Genomic DNA, 24,938 nt, shown 5'->3' on the forward strand with positions numbered 1-24,938 from the left:
GGACGGCCGGGGTGAGTGACCGGCCGTCCTGTCTTTGACAGAGTTAAGAGCGATGCCCACCACCCCAGAGGAACCAGACGAGAGGGCGCAGACCCGGCTGGCCGAGCGGGAGACCGTCCGCCTGCCGATCCAGCGGCGCTCCACCCGGGGCCGGCCCCCGGGGCGGCGCCCTGCCCGGCGTGCCCCACTGATCCTCGCCGCCACCGTCACCACGCTGTGGGCGGCGGTGGTGACGCTCGTGCCGACCCTCGTCGTGGTGTGGCTCCTGCACGCCGTCGACAGCTCCGGCGCGCCCCTGATGCAGATCCTGCGCGTCGGCGCGGCCGGCTGGCTGCTCGCCCACTGGGTAGCCCTGGACACCGGGGTCGGCCCGCTCTCCCTGGCGCCGCTCGGGCTGACCGCCGTCGCCGTCTGGCGCGTCTACCGGGCCGGCGTGCACACCGCCCGCGCCGTCGGTGCCCGGGCCCGCCAGCCCGGCGGTGCGTGGAGCCCCTGGCCCGCCACGCGCGCCACCGGGTGCATCGCCGTCGTGTACGGGCTGCTCGGCGCCATCGTCGCGATCGTCGCCGGTCACAAGGGCGTGGACGTCTCAGTCGTCGGCGCCGGGTTCACGTTCGCCGGGTTCGGGCTGGTGGCGGGCGGGCTGGGCGCGTTCGTCGAGGCCCGCGCGATCGCCCGGCTCGCCGGCCGGCTGCCGGGCGTGCTGCGCGACGCGACCCGCACCGGTGCCGTCGCGGCGCTGCTGATCCTCGGCGCGGGCGCGGCGGTCGCGGGCATGGCGATCGCGGTCAGCGCGAGCGACGCCGGCCAGATCATCGACGACTACCATACCGGCGTGGCGGGGCAGGTCGGGCTCGTCGTCCTGTGCGGCTTCTACATCCCGGACGTCGCGGCGTGGAGCGCCAGCTACCTCGTCGGCCCCGGGTTCAACATCGGCGCCGAGACGACGATCAGCGCCGCCGAGGTGTCGATGGGCCGGCTGCCCGCGGTGCCGCTGCTCGCCGGGCTGCCGTCCACGCCCGCGACCGGCTGGGCGCCGCTGCTGCTCGGCCTGCCCCTCGCCGCGGCGCTGGTGGCGGGCTGGCTGCTGGCCCGCCGGTCGCTGCGCAGCGACACCGGGCGCGGCTGGCTGCCGCTGCTCGGCGCGGCGGCCCTCGCCGGACCGGTCGCGGGGGTGCTGCTCGGGCTGATGTCCGTCGCGGCGAGCGGGTCGGTCGGCGCCGGCGGGCTGGAGGTGGTCGGCCCGCGGGCGGGGGAGGTGGCGTTCGTCGCGATGCTGATGGTGACGATCGGCACAGTCCTGGCCACGGCCGCCACGAAGATCGCGCTGCGGGTCCGGCAGGGCAGCCCCTGACGTTTCGCCATCGCGTCGCCGGTACGAGGGTGCTGCCGCCCCACCGGCGGCCCGCGAACCCGCCGGCGGCACGCGGAGCGCGCGGCGCGCGAGGTGCACCGGGTGCCGGGTCCGCGGGGCGGACGGCACGCGGATCGGTAGCACCGGCCTACAGGTCCCGGCCGCCAATTGGGCGAATGCCCCGTGGGATCGGCGTCGCGCTACCGGTACAGGATGAAAAACGCAAACGGCCCGGCTGCTGCGGACAGCAGGCCGGGCGATTGCGTCGTGCTCGGGGCGGATCAGTACGTGTACCAGAAGCCGTTCGAGCTCACGAGCGTCAGGATGATGTAGCCGATGCTGAGCACCGTGCCGACGGCGCCGGTGATCATGCCAGCGAGCGCCATGCCGCCGTTGTTCGCCAGGCCCTGCTTGACCTTCTGCTGACCGAGGTAGCCGCACACGATCGCGGCGGGTCCGGCGAGGACGCCGAGGCAGCAGAACAGGACGACCGACAGGATGCCGAAGATCAGGGCGAGCAGGCCGAGCGTGTTCTGCGGCTGCTGACCGCCGTAGCCGGGCTGCTGGTAGCCGGGGGTGCCGTAGCCGGCCGGCGGGTACGCGCCGCCGGAGGTGGGGTAGCCACCGCCCGACGTCGGGTACGGCGTGCCGGACACCGGCGGCTGCTGCGCGTACGGGTCCTGGTAGGCCGGCTGCTGCGGCTGCGCGTAGGGGTCCTGGTACGCGGGCTGCTGCGGCTGGGCGTAGGGGTCCGGCTGCTGCGGCTGCCCGTACTGCGGCTGGCCGTACTGCGGCTGCTGACCGTAGGGGTCCTGGTACGGCTGCTGCTGCCCGTACGGATCCTGGCCCTGTGGTGGGTAGCCCATTGCGGTGGCTCCTAAGGGTGGGGACGTCTGTTGCTCCGTGTTCGCATCAGGTTAGTCCCGAGGGTGATACGGAACTTCGGCAGCGTACTGGCCAGGATCAAATCTTCGCAGTGGCAGAACGGTGGAACATCGGCAACTTGCGGCTTTCATCGCCATATGTCACCCGGCCCGACGCTGAGCAGGGCCGACCCGGTCGGTAGAGTTTCACGGTGACCGTTCGGCTTGTCGTGCTCGTGTCCGGCTCCGGCTCCAATCTGCAGGCGCTCCTCGATGCTTCCGCGGACCCTTCCTACGGTGCCACGGTCGTGGCCGTCGGGGCGGACCGGCCCGACATCGAGGGTCTGGCCAGGGCCGCCAAGCACGAGGTGCCGACCTTCGTGGCGGCCGTGCCGTCGTTTCCCACCCGGGACGAGTGGGACGCGTTCCTGACGGCGTCGTGCGCCGGGTTCGCCCCCGACCTGATCGTCTCGGCCGGGTTCATGAAGCTGGTCGGGCCGCGGTTCCTCGCCTCGTTCGAGGGGCGATACGTGAATACGCACAATGCGCTGCTCCCGGCGTTTCCGGGCATGCACGGGCCGCGTGACGCGCTCGCCTACGGGGTGAAGCTCGCCGGCGCCACGCTGCACTTCGTCGACAGCGGCGTCGACACCGGGGCGATCATCGCGCAGGTCGCGGTGCCCGTCCTCGACGACGACACCGAGGAGACCCTCCTCGAGCGGATCAAGGTGGCCGAGCGCCGCCAGCTGGTCGACACCGTCGGCCGGATGGCCCGCGAAGGCTGGACCGTCAACGAACGAAAGGTCAGGTTGGGTCGTGGCTAACCGCCGTCCCATCAGGCGCGCGCTCATCAGCGTCTACGACAAGACCGGGCTGGAGGACCTCGCGCGCGCCCTCGCCGGCGCCGGCGTCGAGCTCGTCTCCACCGGCTCGACAGCGGCCCGCATCGAGGCGGCCGGCCTGCCGGTCACCAAGGTCGAGCAGCTCACCGGGTTCCCGGAGACGCTCGACGGCAGGGTCAAGACCCTCCACCCGCGGGTGCACGCCGGGCTGCTGGCCGACCTGCGGCTGGAGTCGCACGCCGCGCAGCTCGCCGAGCTGTCGATCGAGCCGTTCGAGCTGCTCGTCTCCAACCTGTACCCGTTCACCGACACCGTCGCGTCGGGCGCGTCGGACGACGAGTGCGTGGAGCAGATCGACATCGGCGGGCCGGCGATGGTGCGGGCGGCGGCGAAGAACTTCCCGTCCGTTGCCGTGGTGACGTCCCCTTCGTCGTATGCCGCCGTCGTATCCGCTTTGTCGGAGGGTGGCTTTACGCTTGAGGAGCGACGTTCGTTGGCGGGTGTCGCCTTCGCGCACATCGCCGAGTACGACGTCGCCGTGGCCTCGTGGTTCGCGCGGGAGAGTTCGGACTTTTCTGGCACGGCGCTGCGTCGTTCCGCGACGCTGCGGTACGGCGAGAACCCGCACCAGAGCGCCACGCTCTACGTGGACCCGGCCGCCGCGCCCGGTCTCGCGCAGGCCGAGCAGCTCGGCGGCAAGGAGATGTCCTACAACAACTACGTCGACGCCGACGCCGCCTGGCGCGCCGCGCACGACTTCACCGAGCCGTGCGTCGCGATCATCAAGCACGCCAACCCGTGCGGCATCGCGATCGGCACCGACGTCGCCGAGGCCCACCGCAAGGCGCACGCGTGCGACCCGGTCAGCGCGTTCGGCGGGGTGATCGCGGTCAACGCGCCCGTCACCATCGACCTGGCGAAGCAGATCAGCGAGATCTTCACCGAGGTCGTGGTGGCTCCGGCGTACGAGGAAGGCGCCGTCGAGGTCCTCACCGCCAAGAAGAACCTGCGGGTCCTGCGCGCTCCCGCCTGGACGCCGGCCCCCGTCGAGTCCCGCCAGATCTCCGGCGGTGTCCTCGTGCAGGCCGCCGACCGCGTCGACGCTCCCGGCGACGACCCCGCGAACTGGACGCTGGTCACGGGCTCCGAGGCCTCGCCCGAGGTCAAGCGGGACCTCGAGTTCGCCTGGCGGGCCGTGCGGGCCGTCAAGTCCAACGCGATCCTGCTCGCCTCCGGCGGCGCGACCGTCGGCGTCGGCATGGGCCAGGTCAACCGGGTCGACTCCGTGCGCCTCGCCGTCTCCCGCGCGGGTGACCGAGCCGCCGGCTCCGTCGCCGCCTCCGACGCGTTCTTCCCGTTCGCCGACGGGCCGCAGGGGCTGATCGAGGCGGGCATCACCGCCATCGTGCAGCCGGGCGGTTCGATCCGCGACGAGGAGGTCATCGAGGCCGCCCGCGCCGCCGGGGTCACGATGTACCTCACCGGGACGCGGCACTTCTTCCACTGAGCACTGTCTGCGGTTTGCGGGCCCGGCTTCTTGCCGGGCCCGTTGCTCATGGCGTCGTGATCTTCGCCGGTACGGGTGCGCCGAAGTACGTCGCCACCGCGTCGCTCACCGCATGGGCGCCCTTGCCGAGGGTGCCGCTCGCGCCCTGCTCGTACATGGCGGCCACGACGTACCGCTCCCCGGCGCCCGCGAACCCGACGGTGTGCGTCACCCAGACCGTCTTGCCGTTGACCGGCTTCTGCGCCCAGCCGTCCTTGTTGCCGGGGTTGAGGGCGCTGCCGGCGGCCCACACGCCCCAGCGCTGGTTGCTCGCGACGTTGCGCAGCGTCTTCGTGAGGTAGGCGCGGTCCGCCGGGTCGAGCTTCTCCAGCACGTACCCCATGAGCGCCTGCAGATCGTCGGCGCTGCACCGCAGGTTCCGCCAGAACGTGTCGTACCCCGGGACCACGCTCAGGGTGCGCATGCCGAACCTCTGCTGGAAGCGCCCGAGCATCCCCGGCCCGTCGTAACGGTTCCACAGCGCGGTCGCGGCGTCGTTGTCGGAGCTGATCAGCGCCTTGTCGAGGTTGGTCCGGTCGGTGCCGTCGAGCGTGATCGCACCCTGCCGGTGCCGCTCGAGCAGGTCGGCGGCGATCGCCAGCTTGATCGTCGACGCGGTCCAGGTGGTGGCGGTCGTGTTGCCCGCCTTCCACACCGCGCCGGTCTGCCGGTCACGGATCACGACGCCGAACGTGCCCGGCTGCTGCTTCACGAACGCGGCGGCGCTGGCCTCTCTGCTGCCTGCGCTCGCTTTCACCGTGGGGCTGGCGCTCGTGCTCGCCTGTCGCGCCCCGACTCCGGCCTCCGCCGCGCCGGCGCTGACACTCCCGCTGGCCGGCGCTTGGCTGGCGTTCTGTGGTGCTTTGTCGCTTCCGCACGCCGCGAGGGCGAAGATGGTGAGGAGAGAGACAAGCCACCGCCGGACGGACACCCCCGGAACTCTAGCGGCAGGATCAACCCCGTGACGGCACGCTGCTCGCCGGCAAGGACGCCGGGGAGGAGCCCGTTTCGCGATGGCGGCGGCAAGCGTCCTCTGAGTAGACCCGGCGACGTAAGGCATCAGCGCCGGAGCATGCCCTCCCAGTCCAGCAATCGCCGCCGCTCGCACATGAAGCCGCAGCGGCCAATCGGGCGATCCGGGCCGTACTTGCCGGTCGTGGCGGGCATGTCGGCAGGACGAAGCCGTGTTGCCGTTCACCGGGCTGCCGAGTCGCGGCCCGCAGGACGGTGCCGAGTCGCTTGCCGTCGGCGGGTCCAGCGAGTGCTCGTGGGCCGGCCTGCTGGGCTCGCCGGACAAGCCCGCCGACCCTGCGCTATCTGCCAACCTGCGCCTTGCCGCCTGCCAAGCGGGCTGAGCATCGCCTGCCGGCTCGGCCGATTGCCGCCCGCCCACGCGCTGACCGGTCGTCTGCTGAGCGATGCAGGCCTGGCCTGCCGGGTCGAGCAGATCGCTGCCCGTTACCCCAGGCCGGCCCGCTGCCCGCCCGACCCGGGGTAACGGGCCTGCTGCCCGCCGGGTGGGCACCCTCGGAGAGCTCGCGTCCGACATCGCCCTCGGCTACGACACGGCCCGCTCCACCGACCGGCCCGCTTCACTTCAGGCGATGTGCGCCGGCCCGCTGCCCCGCCAGGCGGCCCGCCCGCTGCCCGCCAAGCGGCCCGCCGGCCCGCCCGTTGCACGCCAAGCGTGCCCGCCCGTTGCCCGCCAAGCGGGCCGCCCGTTGCACGCCGGGTGAGTTGGCCCGCTTCGTTCGGGCGATGCGGGCCCGATCCGCTGCCTGCCGACCAGGATGGCCCGCTGCCCGCCCGACCCGGGGTAACGGGCCTGCTGCCCGCCGGGTGGGGTGGCCCGCTTCACTTCAGGCGATGTGCGCTGGGTCGTTGCCCGCCAAGCGGCCCGCCCGCTGCCCGCCCAAGCGGCCCGCCGGCCCGCCCGTTGCCCGCCAAGCGGCCCGCCCGTTGCACGCCGGGTGAGTTGGCCCGCTTCGTTCGGGCGACGCGGGCCCGATCCGCTGCCCGCCGGCTGGGACGGGCCGCTTCACCTCGGCGATGCGGCCCGGCGGCGGTGGACGTCGGGCCGCGGGCGGGGCGGGGTCCGGCTGTCCGCGGGGTGCGGCGGGTCAGGTGACGCTCAGGTACAGCTCGGTGGCCTTGTCCTCCCTGGTGGTGACGACGGCGTGGGCGGGGGTGGCGGCGACGGAGACCTCGGGGCAGCGGGTGGGGCAGGTGATGGGGCGGTCCTCGGTGGCGCTGCCGTCGGTGGTGCGGGCGCCGATCAGCCGGAGGCGGCCGTCCGGGGCGCGCCAGACGACGTACGCCTTGTCGGCGGTGGTGGTGGCGGTCAGGGGCTGGTGGGAGCCGAGGCCCGGCAGGCCGACGTCCCACTTGACGGTGCCGGTGTGCGGGTCGACGGCGGTGAGGTGGGCGCGTTCGCCGCTGGGCTCGGCGTACAGGAGCAGGCCGGACGGCGTGGCGACGGCTAAGGCGCCGGCGGGGTCGTGGCGGGTGCCGACGGTGCCGGTGACGGCGTCCATGAAGACGGCGCGGCGCGGGGAAGTGCCGGTGATGGTGACGAAGCCGTCGCCGGTGGAATGGACGCGCAGCTCGGTGGCGCTGCGCTGGACCGTGTGCCAGGACCAGCGCTCCGCGCCGGTGGTGGCGGTGAGGCCGACGGCGATGTCGTCGACGCCCTGGGCGCGGCAGCGCAGGGCGACCGCGACCGTCTCGGCGGTGGTGGCGAGGTCGGTGACGTCGCAGGGGCCGCCGTTGCGCGCCGGGGTCCATCGCCACAGGAGCGTGCCCGTGGTCGCGTCGATGGCGAGCAGGTCGCCCGCACCGATGCCGGCGCCGGCGAGCACGACGGTCTTGCCCGCGCCGTGGACGGATGCCATTTTCCCGGAGGTGTACCGGCCGGAGAAGCGCACCTGACCGCTGCCGGCATCCAGGGCCGCAACGAGAACGCCGTCGTCGGTGCCGAAGACCACGACGACCGTGCCGTCCACTAAACCGGCGGTCTGGGTCGGCAGGTCGGAGCGCAGATAGCGCCACGCGACGGCGCCGCTGGACAACCACACGGCCCGCACGCCGTCCTCGGCCCGCACGATCGCCAGCTGGTCGTGGACGCCGACGAGCTGCACCCCGACATATGGCAGCGGCCAGGTCTGGTCGCCGCCGGCCGGGGGCGGGTCGCCTGCCGTGGTCGAGTCGACGAAACGACCCTCGCGGGCATAGTCGACGCCGAATCCGGCCACGATCATCAGTACGACACCCGCTGCGACAATCGCGAGCCACGGTCGGGTGGCAGACGGCAGCGCACCTGGCCCGGAGGCCGTGAGCAGCACCCAGCCGAGGGCGACCTCGGCCGCGCCCGCGACGGTGACAGGGCCGCCGAGGCCGACGCCCGCGCTCGGCTCGACCAGCCTGGCGAGGCCGACAGCGACCAGGGTCGCGGCGAGCCCGGCGACGGCCGCGACGGCCGCGGTCAGCCGGAAGCGGCGCGGCTCGGCCCGCGTGTAGGCGAGGCACAGTGCGCTGATCAGCGGCCCGAGGAACACGATGCCGGCGACCGTCACCAGGTCGGGGTGGCGGCTGCCGGCGATGGTCCAGGGCAGCGCGAGGCCGGCGACGACGGCGATGGTGCCGAGGGCGATCGCCAGGAGGCCTGCGCCGCGAATCACGGGGTTCACGGGAACAGGATGCCGGGTACCTACGACAATTTCACGCGGCGCTTCTGCCGGTACGCGGCTGACTTCGCCCGGTTCTGGCACGCGAGCGAGCAGAACCGCCGCGACGTGTTCTTGGTGACGTCGAGGAAGTAGGCGTCGCACGCCTCGGCCTCGCACGTGCCCAGCCGGTGCGTCTGCCGGGTGCCGACGAGAAACGCCAGGCTGGTGGCCGACTCCGCGGCCCACGCGTCGACGACGTTGGCGTCGACGGCGTGGAAGGCGAGGACGGCGGCTCCGTGCAGGTTGGGCACCGCGCCGTGATCGGCGAGCACCTCGTTGAGCGCGCGGGCGGCGCTGTGCAGGTCGCCGGCGATGCACGCGTCCACCGCGACCCGCAGCCGGACGGCGGCTTCGGTCAGGACGTCGACGTCGGCGCCGGCCAGCGGGAACTTCTGCCACCGCTCGCTCTCGGCCAGGTCGGTGAACGCGTCGCCGATCCGCTGGTCCACGCCGAGGTGGCGGCCTTGTCGCGGCGTCACTGTGAGGTCGTTGACCAGCTCCAGGCACAGTTCGACGTGCTTCAGCACGTAACTGTCTATCTCGCCTTGACCAGTGATGCCCATCCCGGCTAACGTCACTGGCATAGCTTAACTTGGCAGTGACGGGGGAGAGGCGCGATGCAGTTCGAATTCACCGACGCCGGCCGCATCCTGGCTGGCATCGCCCTGCTGTCGATCGTGACGATCGAGGTCGGCGGATGGTTCCTGACCAAGATCGTCCGGGGTGACGTGCCGATGACACCGTTCCAGCAGGCCTTCGCCCGCGCCGGGCACGCCCACGCCGGCGTCCTGGTCGCCCTCGGGCTCGTGGGCATCCTCTATGCCGACCTGGCCCGCATCGACGGGGTCCTCGGCTGGCTCTCCCGGGGTGGTGTGCTGGCTGCCGCCATCCTCATGTCGGCCGGGTTCTTCGCGGCGTCGGCGGGCAGGGGACGGACCGCGCCAAACAGGGCCATCGTGATGGTCTGGATCGGCGCGTTGTCGCTCGCGGCGGGCGTGCTCAGCCTGGGGGTCGGGGTCCTCGGCTCGTGATCCGCTCGATGCAGTACGCTCGTACTGCTAAGCGAAGCAAGCCCGCGAGAGGAGCGCCCGGCCGATGGCGAAGATCAAGGTAAACAACCCTGTCGTCGAGCTCGACGGCGACGAGATGACCCGCATCATCTGGAAGCAGATCCGCGAGCAGCTGATCCTGCCCTACCTCGACGTCGACCTGAAGTACTACGACCTGTCGATCGAGTACCGCGACCAGACCGACGACCAGGTCACGATCGACGCGGCCAACGCCATCAAGGAGCACGGCGTCGGCGTCAAGTGCGCGACGATCACCCCCGACGAGGCCCGGGTCGAGGAGTTCAAGCTCAAGAAGATGTGGCGGTCGCCGAACGGCACCATCCGCAACATCCTCGGCGGCGTCGTCTTCCGTGAGCCGATCATCATGTCCAACGTCCCGCGGCTCGTCCCGGGCTGGACCAAGCCGATCATCATCGGCCGTCACGCCCACGGCGACCAGTACAAGGCGACCGACTTCGTCGTGCCCGGCCCCGGCAAGGTCACCGTGACCTACACCCCCGAGGACGGTGGCGCGCCGATCGAGTTCGAGGTCGCCAAGTTTCCCGGCGGCGGTGTCGCCATGGGCATGTACAACTTCGACGACTCCATCCGCGACTTCGCCCGCGCCTCGCTGCGCTACGGTCTCGACCGCGGCTACCCGGTCTACCTCTCGACCAAGAACACGATCCTCAAGGCCTACGACGGCCGGTTCAAGGACCTCTTCGCCGAGGTCTTCGAGACCGAGTTCAAGGACGAGTTCGCGGCGGCCGGCATCACGTACGAGCACCGCCTCATCGACGACATGGTCGCCGCCGCCCTGAAGTGGGAGGGTGGCTTCGTCTGGGCCTGCAAGAACTACGACGGCGACGTCCAGTCCGACACCGTCGCGCAGGGCTTCGGGTCGCTCGGCCTCATGACCAGCGTCCTCATGACCCCCGACGGCAAGACCGTCGAGGCCGAGGCCGCTCACGGCACCGTCACCCGGCACTACCGCCAGTGGCAGAAGGGCGAGAAGACCTCGACCAACCCGATCGCGTCCATCTTCGCCTGGACGCGCGGCCTCGCCCACCGTGGCAAGGTCGACGGCACCCCCGAGGTCACCGCGTTCGCGAACACCCTGGAGCAGGTCTGCGTCGACACCGTCGAGGCCGGCCAGATGACCAAGGACCTCGCGCTGCTCATCTCCCGCGACGCCCCGTGGCTCACCACCGACGAGTTCATGAACGCGCTCGACCAGAACCTCGCGAAGCGTCTCGCCGGCTGATCAGCACGACCACGACGGGCCGGCCGGGGTGTCCCGCGCGGACACTCCGGCCGCCCGCACCACCGAAGGATCGCGTCGCCGACGGCCCCGGCCGCCGCGGTGCTGACAGAGCAACACCACCGCCGAAGCGCGGTGACCAGCGGCGCGACCCATCCGAGCGGGTCGAGCCGCACCAGCCGCCCGCGCGGTCCCGCCCGCGCGTTGAGGACCGCGGTGAGGACTGCCGCCGCAGGAGTGCGGTGATGAGCGGTGTGGGCCGTGAAGGTGCGCTGAGTCTGATCGGAATCCCGCGTGGTGCCGTCCGCGGTGCGAGTCGTCCAGAGTGCGTCGAGCCGGGCTGGCCGTTCGCGTGTCGAGGAACTGCCGCCGCAGGAGTGCCGAGTCGGTCGGTATCCCGCGTGGTGCCGTCCGTGGTGTGAGTCGTCCAGAGTGCGTCGAGCCGAGCTGGCCGTTCGCGTGTCGAGGAACTGCTGCCGCGGGAGTGCGGTGTGGGCTGTGAGGGTGCGCAGAGTCGGTCGGTATCCCGCGTGGCGCCGTCCGTGGTGCGAGTCGTCCAGAGTGCGTCGAGCCGGGCCGGCCGTTCGCGTGTCGAGGAACTGCCGCCGCGGGAGTGCGGTGAGGGCTGTGAGAGTGCCGCGTCGAGCCGGAATCCCACGGAGTGCCGTCAGCAGTGTGGTGGCCAGCGGTTTGAGCTGTGAGGATGCGCCGAGTCGGCCGGTATCCCGCGTGGTGCCGCCCGTGGTGAGGGCCGCCACCGCGGCGTGGTGGGCGGCGGTGTGGGTCGGGCGAGCCGGGCCAGCATCTCGTGCGTTCTGGTTTGGCGGAGATGTCGGGATCGGTGATCCGAATTCTGCGGAGCCTGTTCGAGACCGAGCGCCTTGGGCGGGTCGCGGTGCCGGGTGTTGTGCAGGCAGATGGCAAGCGGTCTGCCCGGGCGGCGGCGTGGCTCGCCCGGGGGCACGAGCGTCAGGGTTCGGGCGAGCCGGGGGCCGTGAGGGGTCAGATGCCGTGGCCGCGGCGGTGGAGGGCGCCCAGGACGCTTTCGACCTTGACCACGCCGGTGACGGCGGCCAGGGCGATGGCGGCGCGGGGTTCGCGCCAGTTGGAGCGCATGGCGGCCTTGGTCCAGAGCCAGGCGTCGCGGCGGTTGCCGGAGGCGGCGGACCAGCAGGCGAGCTGGCCGTAGACGCGGCCGGCGCCGGTGCCGGAGCCGGCGATCTCCGGGTGGCGGGTCATCATCCAGCGCAGGGAGGCCATCTTGGTGGCGTACTCGTAGGCGAACATCGACGTGCGGCCCCACAGGACGCGGACGAGGGGCTCGTCGACGTGGACGATCTCGCCGCGCTTGGCGGCGCGCAGGAGCAGGTCCCAGTCCTCGTTCTGGCTGCCGGGGGCGTCCTCGGCGACGAGGCCCATCTCGTCCTCGGCGAAGACGAAGCGGCGTACCAGGAACGTCGAGGAGTGCAGCATCGACATCCGTGACCGGATCAGGTCGTCGAGGCCGACGAGGGACGCGCCCGCCAGGCGGGGGGTGAGGCGGTCGCCGAACTCGACCTCGATCGCCGCCGTGCAGAACTCCGCCTGCGGTCGCTGCTGCAGCGCGTGCACCTGCCGGCGCAGCTTCGTCGGGGTCCAGGCGTCGTCGTCGTCGCAGAAGGCGACGAGATCCGTGTCCAGGGCGACGATGCCGGTGTTGCGGGCGCCGGCGAGGCCGGGCTTGCGCAGGTTGGGCAGCACGTCGAGCGGGCGGTCGCCGCCGCGGCACAGGCCGGCGTCGGGGTCGTGCTGGTCGAACACGACGATGGTGCGCACGGGTCCCGGGTAGTCCTGGGCGACGATGCCTTCGACGGCGCGGGCGAGCAGTTCAGGGCGGTTTCGCGTCGGTACGACCACACCCACGCTGGGCCAGTGACCGGTGGTGTTCATCGGGCCCCCCGGTAGCCGTACATGCCGAGCAGTGGCGCGGTGAGCGCGCTGACGACCCGTCGCTGCCGCCCAGGCAGTGCGGTGCGCCAGGCGTCGTCGCGGCGCAGCGGGACCGGGCCGACGGTGAAGCGCATCGGGTTGCCGGCGGCACTGTGGCACGGCCCGAGCTCGGCCGTGCCGCCGTGCAGGAAGTCCATCCCGCCTCCCGCGAGATCGGCGAAGTCCGAAATTTCCGACAGTACCGTCGCCGGGGAGTCCAGCAGCGACTCGTAGCGGACGCGCATCACCGGTACCCCGCAGCGGTGCAGGACCGACAGCGCGGTGTTGTGCGCGTTCCACAGCAGGGCCGACCGGCTGGGCGAGTAGCGGGTCATCTCCTCGGCGCCGTCGGTCTCGGGCCGCCGCACCTTCTTCGTCCAGGAGTACGCGACGCCGCGGCTGTCCCGCACCACGTGCACGACCCGCAGGTCGATGCTCGGCGCGAACCGCAGGCAGTACGCCAGCGCCGCGTGCTTCGAGGAGTCGACGAGCACCTGGGCCCCGGAGACGACGGCCGCCGCCTCGTACAGCCGCGCGTACCAGTCGGCGTACTCCTCGACGAGCAGCCGGTGGGAGGGGCTCATCCGTACACTCGCCAACCGCGGAATGTGCCGGGTCCGCTCCACAGCGTGCCGCAGCGCGAGCACCCGCCACACGTCGACCTGCTGCCAGCCGCCGAACGCCTTCTCCCCGACCGCCTGCCAGAAGTCGCAGGACGAGAAGTGTGCCCCGCAGGCGCAGCGCTCGTCACCGGCGACGTCGCGCTCCCACAGGTGGACGACCTCGCCGAGCGGGCACACGCCGGGCAGCTCGCCGAGCAGGCGCTCCAGCAGGGTGGTCCCGCTGCGCCCGAGCCCGCCGAGGAACAGAACGCGTACCAACCGTCCTCCTTGGTCGTTTTGGTAGATATGCCAGCTGTGCTGGCATCTGTTACCTCTAACGACGAATTACGGATGAACGATGCTGCACACCAGAGCACGCTGGCGGCGGGTCCCTCTCGGCGGCCTCTCCGTGGACCCGTTGACCGAGGCCGAGGTCGTCTCGCACGTACGGTCGGCGCTGGCCCGTGGCGAGGGCGGCTGGATCGTCACGCCGAACGTCGACATCCTGCGCCACGTGTCCCGCGACCCGCGGCTGCGCGCCCAGCTCCGGGAGGCGGACCTGGTCGTCGCCGACGGCACGCCACTGGTCTGGGCGGCCCGCCTCGCCGGCTGGAACCTCCCCGCCCGCGTCACCGGCTCCGACCTCATCTGGTCGCTGTCCCGCGCGCTCGCCGCCGACGACCACGGCGTCTTCATCCTCGGCGGCACCCCCGGCGACCTCGGCGAGGACGACGGCGCGCACCGGGCCGCCCTGGTCCTCGCCGACACCTTCCCGGGCCTGCGGATCGCCGGCACGCTCTGCCCGCCGTTCGGCTTCGACAAGGACCCGGCCACGCTCGCCGAGGTGTGCGACGCGGTCGTCGCCGCCGACCCGCGGATGGTGTACGTCGGCATCGGCTTCCCCCGCCAGGAGCACCTCATCCGCCGCCTCCGGGCCGCCCTGCCCCGCACGTGGTTCCTGGGCTGCGGCGCGGCCGTCAACTTCGTGGCCGGCGACATCCAGCGCGCGAACCCGGCGATGCAGAAGGCCGGCCTGGAGTGGCTCGACCGCCTGGCCCGCGAGCCCCGCCGCCTGGCCCGCCGCTACCTGCGCGAGGACGCCCCGTTCGCCGCCGCGCTCCTTGCCCGCTCACTGCACCACCGCCTGACCCACCGCCCCGCCCACCGCGCCTGACCCGCGAGGTCCTCCACGCTCAGACGCGCCCCAGCCGAGCGGCTGGGTGTCGCGTATGGCTAGTCGTCGATGCGGTGGGTGGAGGAGCGGGGAGGGGGCGGTGTCGGCGGTCGCCTGATCCACCGCCCCGCTCATCGCGCCTGAAGCGCGCGGCTCGGGGTCAGCCGCGGGCGGGGACCGGGTCGCCGAGGACGGTCTTGAGCAGTTCGGCGGCCCAGTCGAGCAGCTGGGTGTCGCGCATGGGCTCGCCGCCGATGCGGCGGGTGGAGGGGCGGGGCAGGGAGACGGTGTCGGCGGCGGACTTGTAGACCGACTCCGGGTAGAGGCGCTTGAGCCGCAGCTGCTTCGAGTCGGCCAGCTGCAGCGGCCCGAAGCGCACGTGCTTGCCCTGCAGTGACACGTCCGTCAGGCCGTAGGTGCGGGCGAGGAACCGGAACCGTGCGACCGCGAGGAGGTTCGCGACCGGCAGCGGCGGCTCGCCATAGCGGTCCTTCATCTCGGCGATGATCTCGTCGAGGGCGGCGCCGTCCTTGGCGCCGGCGATCTTGCGGTAGATCTCCAGGCGGAGGCGCTCGGCGGAGATGTACTCCAGCGGCAGGTGGGCGTCGACCGGCAGGTCGATCTTGACGTCAGGCTCCTCCTCCTCGGGGCGCTCACCCTTGAACTGCTGGACGGCCTCGCCGACCATTCGCACGTACAGGTCGAAGCCGACGCCCTCGATGTGGCCGGACTGCTCGCCGCCGAGGAGGTTGCCGGCGCCGCGGATCTCGAGGTCCTTCATCGCGACATACATGCCGGCGCCGAGCTCGGTGTGCTGCGCGATGGTGGCGAGCCGCTCGTGGGCGTGCTCGGTCAGCGGCTTGTCCGGCGGATACAGGAAGTACGCGTAGGCGCGCTCGCGGCCACGGCCGACGCGGCCGCGGATCTGGTGCAGCTGGGAGAGGCCGAGCAGGTCGGCGCGCTCGACGATGAGGGTGTTGGCGTTGGGGATGTCGATGCCGCTCTCCACGATCGTGGTGCAGACCAGGACGTCGTACTCCTTCTCCCAGAAGCCGACCATGATCTTTTCGAGGGCTTCCTCGGTCATCTGGCCGTGGGCGACCGCGATCCGCGCCTCGGGGACGAGCTCGCGCAGCTTGCGGGCGGCGCGCTCGATCGACTCGACCCGGTTGTGCAGGTAGAAGACCTGGCCGTCGCGGAGCAGCTCGCGGTGGATGGCGGCGGAGACCTGCTTGTCGTCCTGCGCGCCGACGAACGTGAGGACCGGGTGCCGCTCCTCGGGCGGGGTCGCGATCGTCGACATCTCGCGGATGCCGGTGATCGCCATCTCCAGGGTGCGGGGGATCGGGGTGGCGGACATGGTGAGCACGTCGACGGAGGCCCGCAGCTGCTTCAGGAACTCCTTGTGCTCGACGCCGAAGCGCTGCTCCTCGTCGACGATGACCAGCCCGAGCTGCTTGAACCGGGTCGCGGTCTGCAGCAGCCGGTGGGTGCCGATGACGATGTCGACGGTGCCGTCGGTGACCTTCTCCATGGTCAGCTTGGTCTCGGTCGGGGTCTGGAAGCGCGACAGCTGCCGCACCTCGACCGGGAACTGGGAGACCCGCTCGGAGAACGTGTTGAAGTGCTGCTGCGCGAGCAGCGTCGTCGGCACGAGCACGGCGACCTGCTTGCCGTCCTGCACGGCCTTGAACGCGGCCCGGACCGCGATCTCGGTCTTGCCGTAGCCGACGTCGCCGCAGATCAGCCGGTCCATCGGGGTCGGCTTCTCCATGTCGCCCTTGACCTCTTCGATCGCGGCGAGCTGGTCGGGCGTCTCCTGGTAGGGGAACGCGTCCTCCAGCTCCCGCTGCCAGGGCGTGTCGGCCCCGAACGCGTGGCCCTGCGAATTCTGCCGGACGGCATACAGCTGGATGAGCTGCGCGGCGATCTCCCGGACCGCCTTGCGGGCCCGCGACTTGGCCTTCTGCCACTCGGAGCCGCCCATCTTGTGCAGGGCGGGCGTCTCGCCGCCGACATAGCGCGACAGCTGGTCGAGCTGGTCGGTGGGCACGAAGAGCCGGTCGCCGGGCTGGCCGCGCTTGGTGGCGGCATACTCCAGGACCAGATACTCCCGGTCGGCGCCGTTGACGGTGCGCTGCACCATCTCGATGTAGCGGCCGATGCCGTGCTGCTCGTGCACCACGTAGTCGCCGGTGCGCAGCTCAAGAGGGTCGATCTGGTTGCGCCGCCGCGAAGGCATCTTGCGCATGTCCTTGGTGGACGCGCCCCGGCCGCCGGAGATGTCGGTGCCGGTGATGATCGCCAGCCGGGCGCCCTCGTCCAGGTAGCCGTTGCCCAGCGAGCCGGTGGTGACGGTGACGACGCCCGGGTCGGGCAGCGAAGCGATGCCGTCGACCAGCACCACACCCAGGCCGGCATCGCGCAGCACCTCGACGGCGCGCTGGGCGGGGCCGGAGCCTTCGAAGACCAGCGCCAGCCGCCATCCGTCACCGGCGAGCCGCTTCAGGTCGTCGACGACCCGGGCGGTCTCACCGTGATAGAGCGGCGCGGGCTGCGCCGGCAGGGTGATCGAGATGGCGTCGTCGGAGACGACGACAGGAGCGTCCTCGCCGGCCCGCCAAGGCTCATCAACCAGATGATCAGCGGAAGGGGCAAGCGAGAAAGCGCTCAGCGACCACCACGGCAGGCCGAGCGACGCGGCCGCCGCGCGCACCTCCGCCAGGCTCTTGAACGCGGCCGCGCCCAGGTCGATCGGCGCCTTCCCGCCGACCGCGGCGGCGGCCCAGCTCGCCTCCAGGAACTCCTCGCTGGTGCGGACCAGGTCGTGCGCGCGGGTGCGGATCCGCTCGGGGTCGCACAGCAGCACGTGCGTGCCGGGGGGCATGGTGTGCAGGACCAGCTCGAGGGAGTCGGTGTCGCCGAGCAGCGCGGGCGCCAGGGACTCCATGCCCTCGACGGGGATGCCGCCGGCGAGCTTGTCCAGCAGCTCCGCCAGCTGCGGGTGGTCGGTGGACAGCGCCGCTGCCCGGGCCCGGACCTCGTCGGTGAGCAGCAACTCCCGGCACGGCGGCGCCCACAGCCGGTCGACCGCCGCGATCGTGCGCTGGTCGGCGACCGCGAACGAGCGGATCTCCTCGACCTCGTCGCCCCAGAACTCCACCCGCAGCGGGTGCTCCTCCGTCGGGGGGAACACGTCGAGGATCCCGCCGCGGACCGCGAACTCGCCGCGCTTGGTGACCAGGTCGACCCGCGCATACGCCAGGTGCGCCAGCCGCGCCACGAGGTCGTCGAGGTCGGCGGATCCGCCGGGGACCAGCTCGACGGGCTCCAGGTCGCCGAGCCCCTTGAGCTGCGGCTGGAGCACCGAACGGACCGGGGCCACGACGACCCGCGGCAGCCCGGAGGAAGGGGTGGGGTGGGCGAGCCGCCGGAGCACGGCGAGCCGCCGCCCGACCGTGTCGGAGCGGGGGGAGAGGCGCTCGTGCGGCAGGGTCTCCCAGGCCGGGTAGACGACCACGTCGGCGGGGTCGAGCAGGCAGCCGAGCGCGGCGGCCAGGTCCTCGGCCTCCCGGCCGGTGGCGGTGACCGCGAGGACGGGGCGCTCCGCCGCCACGACCGCCGTCACGAAGGTGCGCAGCGCCGGCGGCGCGGTCAGCTCGACCTGGTCGCTGTGGCCGCCCCGGGCCAGGTCACGGGCGCGGGCGAGCGCCGGGTCGGACAGTGCGGCGGAGGTGAGACCGGCCAGTCTTGGCATTGGAGCAACCCATCTGCACGGCAAACAACCCCGGCGCCCAGGAAGGACGGGGGTATGTCGAGCGGTACCCAGCCTATCCCTGGGGTATGACAAAACAGAGTTGAGACCTGACTCACCGGAACGGCACGGTGCGTCGTAGTAGCCGATACGATGCCGGTGAAAACGGACAGCGCCGTCCCAGCCGTCTCGTCCGGAGGGATCCAGCATGTCTGCAGAGGCACCCGCGACCAGCGACGCTGACGCCGCGCTGCGCGCCGACATCCGCCGCCTCGGCTCGCTGCTCGGGCAGAGCCTTGTCCGGCAGGACGGCCAGCAGCTGCTCGACCTCGTCGAAGAGGTCCGCGCGCTCGTCCGGTCCGACCCGGAGGCCGCCGCCGAGCGCCTGAGCGGCCTCGACGTGGTCGCCGGCACGCAGCTGGCCAGGGCGTTCTCCACCTACTTCCACCTGGCCAACATCACCGAGCAGGTGCACCGGGCCCGCGAGCTGCGCCGCATCCGCGTCCGTGAGGGCGGCTGGCTGGAGCGCGCCGCGAAGCTGATCGCCGACCGTGGCGTCGGGGTGAAGGAGATCGGCTCGATCGCCTCGAAGCTCGCGGTGCGGCCGGTCTTCACCGCCCACCCGACCGAGGCGGCCCGGCGCTCGATCCTGACGAAGCTGCGGGCCGTCGGCGACGAGCTGGACGCCGAGGCGGTCGCGACCGCGCTGGACGGCTCGCTGGAGCCGGACAAGACCCGCACCGCCCGCACCGACCGCCGCCTGGCGGAGCTGCTCGACCTGCTGTGGCAGACCGACGAGCTGCGGCTGGAGCGGCCCGAGCCGAGCGACGAGGCCCGCAACGCGGTCTACTACCTCGCCGACCTGGCCGGCGGCGCCGCCCCGCAGGTGCTCGACGACCTCTACGACACGCTGAAGGACCTCGGGGTGCAGCTGCCCCCGACCGCCCGCCCGCTGAGCTTCGGCTCGTGGATCGGCGGCGACCGGGACGGCAACCCGTTCGTCACCCCGGCCGTCACCCGCGACGTCCTGCTGATCCAGCACGAGTACGGCATCCGCGCCGCCGAGGGCGTCATCGACGGCCTCATCGACGAGATCTCGGTCTCCAAGCGCCTGCGTGGGGTGTCGCTGGACCTGTCCGCGAGCCTCGCCGCCGACCTGGACAACCTGCCGGAGCTGCCGGCCCGCTACCGGCGGGTCAACCTGGAGGAGTCCTACCGGCTGAAGCTGCGTTGCATCCGGCTGAAGCTCCAGCACACCCGCGCGCGGCTGGCCACTGGCACGCCGCACAAGCCGGGCCGTGACTACCTCGGCACCGGCGAGCTCATCGCCGACCTGGAGCTGATGCGGGCGTCGCTGGCGCGCAACGGCGGCCAGCTCGCCGCGACCGGCAAGCTCGCCTCGGCGATCCGCACGCTGTCCGCGTTCGGCCTGCAGCTGGCGACGCTCGACGTGCGCGAGCACGCCGACGCCCACCACGAGGTGCTCGCCCAGCTGTACCGGCGGGTCGGCGAGGTCGACTACGCCACGCTCGACCGGGACGCCCGCCGCCAGCTGCTGATCGACGAGCTCAACGGCCGCCGCCCGCTCGCCACCCGCGACACCGGGCTGACCGACACCGCCCGCAAGACGTTCGACGTGTTCGCCGCGATCCGTGAGGTGCAGGAGCGGTTCGGCCCGGAGGTCGTCGAGACGTACATCATCTCGATGACGCAGGGCATCGACGACGTGCTCGCCGCGGTCGTCCTCGCCCGCGAGTGGGGCCTGGTCGAGGTCAGCGCCGGGGCCGGGTTCGGCGGGGCGTCGATGGAGTCGGCCCGGGCCCGGGTCGGCTTCGCGCCGCTGCTGGAGCAGGCCCGCGAGCTGGAGATGGCCGGCGAGCTGCTGGACGATCTGCTGTCGATCCCGGTGTACCGCGCGATCGTGCGCGCTCGGGGTGACGTCCAGGAGGTCATGCTCGGTTACTCCGACTCCAACAAGGACGCGGGCATCACCACGTCCCAGTGGATGATCCACAAGGCGCAGCGGCAGCTGCGTGACGTCGCCGCCCGCCACGGGGTGCGGCTGCGGCTCTTCCACGGCCGTGGCGGCACCGTCGGCCGCGGCGGCGGCCCGACCCACGAGGCGATCCTCGCCCAGCCGTGGGGCACGCTCGACGGCGCGATCAAGGTCACCGAGCAGGGTGAGGTCATCTCCGACAAGTACACGCTGCCGGCGCTGGCCAGGGAGAACCTGGAGCTGACGCTCGCCGCCGTCCTGCAGAGCGCTCTGCTGCACACCGAGCCGCGGCAGCCCGCGGAGGCGCTCGCCCGCTGGGACGCGGCGATGGAGACGGTGTCGACGGCCGCGTTCGCCAACTACCGCGGCCTGGTCGAGAACCCGGACCTGCCGGCGTACTTCTGGGCGGCGACGCCGACGGAGCTGCTCGGTGCGCTCAACATCGGCTCCCGCCCGGCGAAGCGGCCGAACGCCGACGCCGGCCTCGGCGGCCTGCGGGCGATCCCGTGGGTGTTCGGCTGGACGCAGTCGCGGCAGATCGTGCCCGGCTGGTTCGGCGTCGGCAGCGGCCTGGAGGCGGCCCGCGTGGCCGGCCTGAGCGACGTGCTGCGCGAGATGCACGAGAAGTGGCACTTCTTCGGCACGTTCCTGTCCAACGTCGAGATGATGCTGGCCAAGACGGACCTGGAGATCGCCTCGCGCTACGTCGACTCGCTGGTGCCCGACCCGCTGAAGCCGGTCTTCGACGTCATCCGCGCGGAATACGACAAGACCGTCGCCGAGGTCCTCGCGATCACGGGCGAGTCGACGCTGCTGGAGCGGCAGCCGGTGCTGGACCGCACGCTCGGCGTCCGCGACAGCTACCTGCAGCCCTTGCACCACCTGCAGGTGTCGCTCCTGGCGCAGTACCGGGCGAGCAAGGCCGCCGACAGCGGCGTCTGGGGCGGCGGGCGGAAGTCCTCGCCGGACCCGGCCCTGGAGCGCGCCCTGCTCACCACGGTCAACGGCATCGCCGCGGGCATGCGCAACACGGGCTGAGCGCATTGCGGAAAAGGGCCCGTCGCGCGAGCGACGGGCCCCGCTGGGAGAAAAGCGCGGGAAACTGACAGACTGTCACGCGTGTCTGTGAACGGTTGGCCTGCCGAGGAATGGTCGTTGCCGGACGAGGTCCTCCGGGACGCCCCGACCTACACGCCCAAGCCGTCGGAGATCGCCGACCTCGAGCTGCTGCTGTCGGGCGCGTACAAGCCGCTGACCGGCTTCCTCGGCTCGGCCGACCTGACGTCGCTGCGCCGCAACGGTCGGCTCGCCGACGGGACGGCCTGGCCGGTGCCGGTGACGCTGGAGGTGCCGCCGGGCCTGATCGGCCAGATCGACGTCGCCGACCCGACGCACCGGGTGCTGATCCTCGCCGACCTCGAGGGCGCCCCGATCGCCGCGATGAACACCGCCGAGGTGTACCCGACGCGCCGGGGCTGGGGCGCCGCCGGCACGGTCAAGCGGCTCGGTGACGGCGGCCACGGGCCGTTCCGCCGCATGCGCAGGACGCCCGCGGAGGTGCGCGGCGTGCTGCCGCAGGGCCGGGTCCTCGGGGTCATCGCGGACCGCCCGCTGCATCGGCCGCAGCTGGCCCAGATCGCGCGCGCCGCCCGTACCCTCGCGGCACACCTGCTCGTGCTGGTGCCGGTCGGCAGCCCCGGCCCCGACGGCCTGGCCCCGGAGGCGCTGGTCCGCTGCGTCCTGGCGGCCCGCGACCGGATGCCCCCGTCCACGATCGTGACGCTGCCGCTGCCGCATCACGACGGCGACGACATCCGCGCGGCCATGCTGCGCACCCGGGTCGCCGCCGCGTACGGCGTGACCCACCTGCTCGCGTCCAGCGACTCGATGCTGTCCGGCGGCGGCCTGCGGGTCCTCGTGCCCCGGGAGCTCGCGTATGACGGCCGCGACGGGCAGTGGCGCTCGCTCGACGACATCCCGCCGAAGCACCGCAGGCTGCCGCTGACCACCGCGGAGATCGACGACCACCTCGACCGGGGCACGATCCTGCCGGAGTGGCACACCCCGCCGGCGGTCGCCCGCGAGCTGACCCGGGACCGCCCGCCGCGCCGGCAGCGGGGCCTGGTCGTGTTCTTCACCGGCCTGTCCGGCTCCGGCAAGTCGACGATGGCGACCGGCGTCGCCGACGCGCTGCAGGAGACTGGGGAGCGCAGCATCACGCTGCTCGACGGCGACATCGTGCGCCGGCACCTGTCGGCCGGCCTCACGTTCTCCGCCGCGGACCGCGACACGAACATCAAGCGGATCGGCTGGGTCGCCGCCGAGGTGGGCCGGCACGGCGGGGTGGCGATCTGCTGCCCGATCGCGCCGTACCACGACGGCCGCGCGGCCGCGCGGGAGTTCGCCCGTAACGCCGGGGCCGGTTTCGTGTTGGTCCATGTGTCGACGCCGCTCGCCGAGTGCGAGCGGCGCGACCGAAAAGGGCTCTACGCGAAGGCGCGGGCCGGCCTGATCAAGGGCATGACGGGTATCGACGACCCGTACGAGACACCGGTCGACGCCGAGTTGACGATCGACACGACCGGTCTGTCGTACGGCGAGGCGGTCACCACCGTCCTGCGCTACCTCGGTAACAACGGCTGGCTGGACCCCCGCCCTATTCCGTAAAAGAGACGGAAAAGACGTAAAAGCGGGCACATCAGCCCATTACGCCGAACGTCCCGGAAGCGTTAGCCCCTGGAGAACCTGACGCCGAAGGGGCCGCCGCTTCATGGACGCCAACCGCCAGCTTTCCGCCGAAATCGACTCTCCGGGCGTCGACCTGCTCGGCATGGCCCGGCGCCATTGGTGGCTGGTGCTCCTGCTGGTCGGCGCCGGTCTTCTCGGCGCGGTGCAGTTCACCGGCATGCAGACGAAGGTGTACGAGTCCGCCACGTCCGTCCTCGTCTCGCCGCTCGGCAACGGGCAGGACGCGAACTCCACCAGCGGCCGCACCAAGGGCGACATCAACCTCGACAACGAGGCGCAGCTGGTGACCTCGACGACGGTGGCCGCCGGCGCCCGCGAGCTGATGCGCGCCGCGGAGACGCCGGACGAGCTGGCCCGCAAGGTCCGCGTCGAGGTCCCGCCGAACACCACGTTCCTGGTCATCACCTACTCCTCCAGCGACGCCCGCGTCGCGCAGGCCGGCTCCCACGCGTTCGCCGAGGCGTACCTGCGCAACCGCGAGGAGAGCGCGAAGACCGAGGTCGCCGGCCGGATCGCGATCCTGCAGGACAAGCTCAACCAGCTCAACGCCAACCTGCTGCAGATCAACAACCGGCTCGCCAACCTCCGCCCGACCGACCCCAACCGGCCCAACCTGGAGAGCCAGCGCACCACCGCCACGTCGCAGATCAACACCCTCGCCGGCCAGCTCAACCAGCTGCTGACCACGACCGTCAACGCCGGCAAGATCACCCGCGACGCGGAGCTGCCGTCCCGCCCGGTGAAGCCCAACCGGCTGCTCAACCTCGCCAGCGGCGCCATGCTCGGCCTGCTGCTCGGCGTCGGCGCGGCCCTGCTGCGCGAGCGGCTCGACCAGCGCGTCCGCCGCCCCTCCGACCTGCCCCGCCGGGTCGACGTCACGGTCCTCGCCGCCGTCCCCGGCCGGGTCAAGCCGCGCCTCGACGACGTGTTCGCGCCGTTCGGCGCCGGCGGCCGCATCTTCAACCGGCTCCGCAACGAGGTCCTCGCCAGCATCCCCGCGCCGATGGGTGCCGACGCCCGGGTCGCCCTCGCCGGGCAGGTCGTCGTCGTGGCCGGGGCCAGCCGCGGCGCCGCGTCGACCGTCGTCGCCGCCAACCTCGCGGCCGCGTTCGCCCGTACGGGCGCCGAAACGGTCCTCGTCTGCGCCCACCTCCCCGACAGCCTCGTCGACACCGCCAGCGTCAACAAGATGCTGGGCGTGCGGTCCGTGCCGGGCCTGTCCGACGTGCTCGCCGGCCGGTTCTCCCTGAGCAGCGCCACCCAGCGCGCGCCGCGGCACCCCAACCTCAGCGTCGTCACCACCGGCGGCACCGCCAGCGCCGGCGGGCTGCTGCAGTCGCAGGCGCTGCGCGACACCCTCGCGACGCTGCGGGAGCGGGCCGCATACGTGGTCGTCGAGGCGCCCTCGACGTCGACCAGCGCCGACGCGCAGAGCCTCGCCAGCCTCGCCGACGCCGCGATCGTCGCGGTCGAGCTGCGGCGCACCCGTAACACCGAGGTCGCCGACGCCGCCGACCAGCTGCGCCGGGTCGGCACACCGCTGCTCGGCGCGGTCGTCCTGCCGCGCCTGGCCGTCACCCGCGGCGGCGAGGAGCGCGACGCGCAGGAGGTCACCGTCGCCGACGACATGACCGCCGTCCTGGAGAAGCTGCCGCCGAAGGAGCCCGAGGAGCCGGTGGCCCCGAAGCGGATCCGCACGGCGCCCGCCGCACCCGCCGCGCCCGCCGGCGGCACCGCCACCGCGACGGCGCCGAAGGTCACGCAGGCGTCGCCGAGCGTGCCGAAGCGGCAGACCCGCACCATCTCCGTGACCCGCGTCAACGCCGACACCGCGGGTGAGAACGGCGCCGACAAGCGCCGATGAGTGAGCTTGCGAGCCAATCATGCAGCAGGTTCAGGGCAGGCCGACGCCGCAGCGATGCGGAGGTGGCGGGATGAGTGAGCTTGCGAGCGAATCGTGTAGCAGGTTCAGGGCAGGCCGACGCCGCAGCGATGCGGAGGTGGCGGGATGAGTGAGCTTGCGAGCGAATCGTGTAGCAGGTTCAGGGCAGGCCGA

At 72.4% G+C, this 24,938-nt stretch carries 16 protein-coding genes; 9 read left to right on the plus strand and 7 right to left on the minus strand.

Annotated elements, in window-relative coordinates:
- Nucleotides 1-52: 52 nt before the first annotated feature.
- Nucleotides 53-1,354 carry a DUF6350 family protein gene (locus AB0I21_RS00640; protein WP_360557972.1) on the plus strand — a complete coding sequence of 434 codons (1,302 nt, stop codon included), beginning with the start codon at nucleotides 53-55 and terminating at the stop codon, nucleotides 1,352-1,354.
- A 281-nt stretch (nucleotides 1,355-1,635) separates the two neighbouring features.
- Here AB0I21_RS00640 and AB0I21_RS00645 read toward each other — a convergent pair whose 3' ends face one another.
- Entirely contained in the window at nucleotides 1,636-2,220 is a 585-nt protein-coding gene (locus tag AB0I21_RS00645; protein WP_360557974.1) for a DUF4190 domain-containing protein, read from the minus strand.
- A 209-nt stretch (nucleotides 2,221-2,429) separates the two neighbouring features.
- Between AB0I21_RS00645 and purN the strand changes: the two genes are divergently transcribed.
- Both purN and purH read left to right on the plus strand, forming a co-directional pair.
- The gene (purN, locus tag AB0I21_RS00650; RefSeq protein WP_344501767.1) at nucleotides 2,430-3,041 is read left to right on the plus strand and encodes a phosphoribosylglycinamide formyltransferase; all 612 of its coding nucleotides are present in this window, start codon (nucleotides 2,430-2,432) and stop codon (nucleotides 3,039-3,041) included.
- Complete coding sequence (gene purH, locus AB0I21_RS00655; protein ID WP_360557976.1) at nucleotides 3,034-4,566, plus strand: bifunctional phosphoribosylaminoimidazolecarboxamide formyltransferase/IMP cyclohydrolase; 1,533 nt, start codon at nucleotides 3,034-3,036, stop codon at nucleotides 4,564-4,566. Before purN ends, purH begins: the two co-directional genes overlap by 8 nt.
- A gap of 46 nt (nucleotides 4,567-4,612) precedes the next feature.
- Here purH and AB0I21_RS00660 read toward each other — a convergent pair whose 3' ends face one another.
- The 3 genes from AB0I21_RS00660 to AB0I21_RS00670 all read right to left on the minus strand — a co-directional run bounded on the left by AB0I21_RS00660 (nucleotide 4,613) and on the right by AB0I21_RS00670 (nucleotide 8,857).
- The gene (locus AB0I21_RS00660) at nucleotides 4,613-5,362 is read right to left on the minus strand and encodes a tat pathway signal sequence (protein ID WP_360557977.1); all 750 of its coding nucleotides are present in this window, start codon (nucleotides 5,360-5,362) and stop codon (nucleotides 4,613-4,615) included.
- Nucleotides 5,363-6,725: 1,363 nt separating this feature from the next.
- Entirely contained in the window at nucleotides 6,726-8,291 is a 1,566-nt protein-coding gene (locus AB0I21_RS00665) for a PQQ-binding-like beta-propeller repeat protein (protein ID WP_360557978.1), read from the minus strand.
- Between the two features lie 20 nt (nucleotides 8,292-8,311).
- Nucleotides 8,312-8,857, minus strand: coding sequence for a CGNR zinc finger domain-containing protein (locus AB0I21_RS00670; protein WP_360557979.1), 546 nt, complete (start codon nucleotides 8,855-8,857; stop codon nucleotides 8,312-8,314).
- A gap of 90 nt (nucleotides 8,858-8,947) precedes the next feature.
- Here AB0I21_RS00670 and AB0I21_RS00675 point away from each other — a divergent pair, with 90 nt between their 5' ends.
- Nucleotides 8,948-9,361 (plus strand): hypothetical protein, encoded by a 414-nt coding sequence (locus AB0I21_RS00675; RefSeq protein WP_360557981.1) that lies wholly within the window; start codon nucleotides 8,948-8,950, stop codon nucleotides 9,359-9,361.
- A gap of 64 nt (nucleotides 9,362-9,425) precedes the next feature.
- Nucleotides 9,426-10,643: an NADP-dependent isocitrate dehydrogenase gene (locus tag AB0I21_RS00680; RefSeq protein WP_344501761.1), complete on the plus strand. Its 1,218-nt coding sequence runs from the start codon at nucleotides 9,426-9,428 to the stop codon at nucleotides 10,641-10,643.
- Between the two features lie 999 nt (nucleotides 10,644-11,642).
- On the opposite strand, the gene AB0I21_RS00685 is transcribed toward AB0I21_RS00680, so the two are convergent.
- Both AB0I21_RS00685 and AB0I21_RS00690 read right to left on the minus strand, forming a co-directional pair.
- Entirely contained in the window at nucleotides 11,643-12,569 is a 927-nt protein-coding gene (locus AB0I21_RS00685; RefSeq protein ID WP_360557983.1) for a glycosyltransferase, read from the minus strand.
- Nucleotides 12,566-13,489: a sulfotransferase gene (locus AB0I21_RS00690; RefSeq protein WP_344501759.1), complete on the minus strand. Its 924-nt coding sequence runs from the start codon at nucleotides 13,487-13,489 to the stop codon at nucleotides 12,566-12,568. Before AB0I21_RS00690 ends, AB0I21_RS00685 begins: the two co-directional genes overlap by 4 nt.
- Nucleotides 13,490-13,568: 79 nt before the next feature.
- Between AB0I21_RS00690 and AB0I21_RS00695 the strand changes: the two genes are divergently transcribed.
- A complete protein-coding gene (locus AB0I21_RS00695; RefSeq protein ID WP_360557984.1) occupies nucleotides 13,569-14,384 on the plus strand; it encodes a WecB/TagA/CpsF family glycosyltransferase in 816 nt (271 codons plus the stop codon).
- 160 nt (nucleotides 14,385-14,544) lie between these two features.
- Here the strand turns inward: AB0I21_RS00695 and mfd are convergent, their stop codons facing one another.
- Nucleotides 14,545-18,141: a transcription-repair coupling factor gene (gene mfd / locus AB0I21_RS00700; protein ID WP_360557985.1), complete on the minus strand. Its 3,597-nt coding sequence runs from the start codon at nucleotides 18,139-18,141 to the stop codon at nucleotides 14,545-14,547.
- A 205-nt stretch (nucleotides 18,142-18,346) separates the two neighbouring features.
- Between mfd and ppc the strand changes: the two genes are divergently transcribed.
- The 3 genes from ppc to AB0I21_RS00715 all read left to right on the plus strand — a co-directional run bounded on the left by ppc (nucleotide 18,347) and on the right by AB0I21_RS00715 (nucleotide 24,746).
- Nucleotides 18,347-21,172 carry a phosphoenolpyruvate carboxylase gene (gene ppc / locus AB0I21_RS00705; RefSeq protein WP_360557986.1) on the plus strand — a complete coding sequence of 942 codons (2,826 nt, stop codon included), beginning with the start codon at nucleotides 18,347-18,349 and terminating at the stop codon, nucleotides 21,170-21,172.
- A gap of 87 nt (nucleotides 21,173-21,259) precedes the next feature.
- Nucleotides 21,260-22,801: an adenylyl-sulfate kinase gene (cysC, locus tag AB0I21_RS00710; RefSeq protein WP_360558120.1), complete on the plus strand. Its 1,542-nt coding sequence runs from the start codon at nucleotides 21,260-21,262 to the stop codon at nucleotides 22,799-22,801.
- Between the two features lie 103 nt (nucleotides 22,802-22,904).
- Nucleotides 22,905-24,746 (plus strand): GNVR domain-containing protein, encoded by a 1,842-nt coding sequence (locus AB0I21_RS00715; RefSeq protein ID WP_360557988.1) that lies wholly within the window; start codon nucleotides 22,905-22,907, stop codon nucleotides 24,744-24,746.
- Nucleotides 24,747-24,938 lie beyond the last annotated feature (192 nt).

This window comes from Dactylosporangium sp. NPDC050588 (genome assembly GCF_040654975.1).
GTDB lineage: Bacteria > Actinomycetota > Actinomycetes > Mycobacteriales > Micromonosporaceae > Dactylosporangium > Dactylosporangium maewongense.

What these genes read in the sequence shown, in the direction of transcription:
- AB0I21_RS00640 (WP_360557972.1), top strand. Translation starts at nt 53, where the DNA reads ATGCCCACCACCCCAGAGGAACCAGACGAGAGGGCGCAGACCCGGCTG.
- AB0I21_RS00645 (WP_360557974.1), bottom strand. Translation starts at nt 2,220, where the DNA reads ATGGGCTACCCACCACAGGGCCAGGATCCGTACGGGCAGCAGCAGCCG.
- AB0I21_RS00675 (WP_360557981.1), top strand. Translation starts at nt 8,948, where the DNA reads ATGCAGTTCGAATTCACCGACGCCGGCCGCATCCTGGCTGGCATCGCC.
- AB0I21_RS00680 (WP_344501761.1), top strand. Translation starts at nt 9,426, where the DNA reads ATGGCGAAGATCAAGGTAAACAACCCTGTCGTCGAGCTCGACGGCGAC.
- AB0I21_RS00685 (WP_360557983.1), bottom strand. Translation starts at nt 12,569, where the DNA reads ATGAACACCACCGGTCACTGGCCCAGCGTGGGTGTGGTCGTACCGACG.
- AB0I21_RS00695 (WP_360557984.1), top strand. Translation starts at nt 13,569, where the DNA reads ATGCTGCACACCAGAGCACGCTGGCGGCGGGTCCCTCTCGGCGGCCTC.
- mfd (WP_360557985.1), bottom strand. Translation starts at nt 18,141, where the DNA reads ATGCCAAGACTGGCCGGTCTCACCTCCGCCGCACTGTCCGACCCGGCG.
- ppc (WP_360557986.1), top strand. Translation starts at nt 18,347, where the DNA reads ATGTCTGCAGAGGCACCCGCGACCAGCGACGCTGACGCCGCGCTGCGC.
- AB0I21_RS00715 (WP_360557988.1), top strand. Translation starts at nt 22,905, where the DNA reads ATGGACGCCAACCGCCAGCTTTCCGCCGAAATCGACTCTCCGGGCGTC.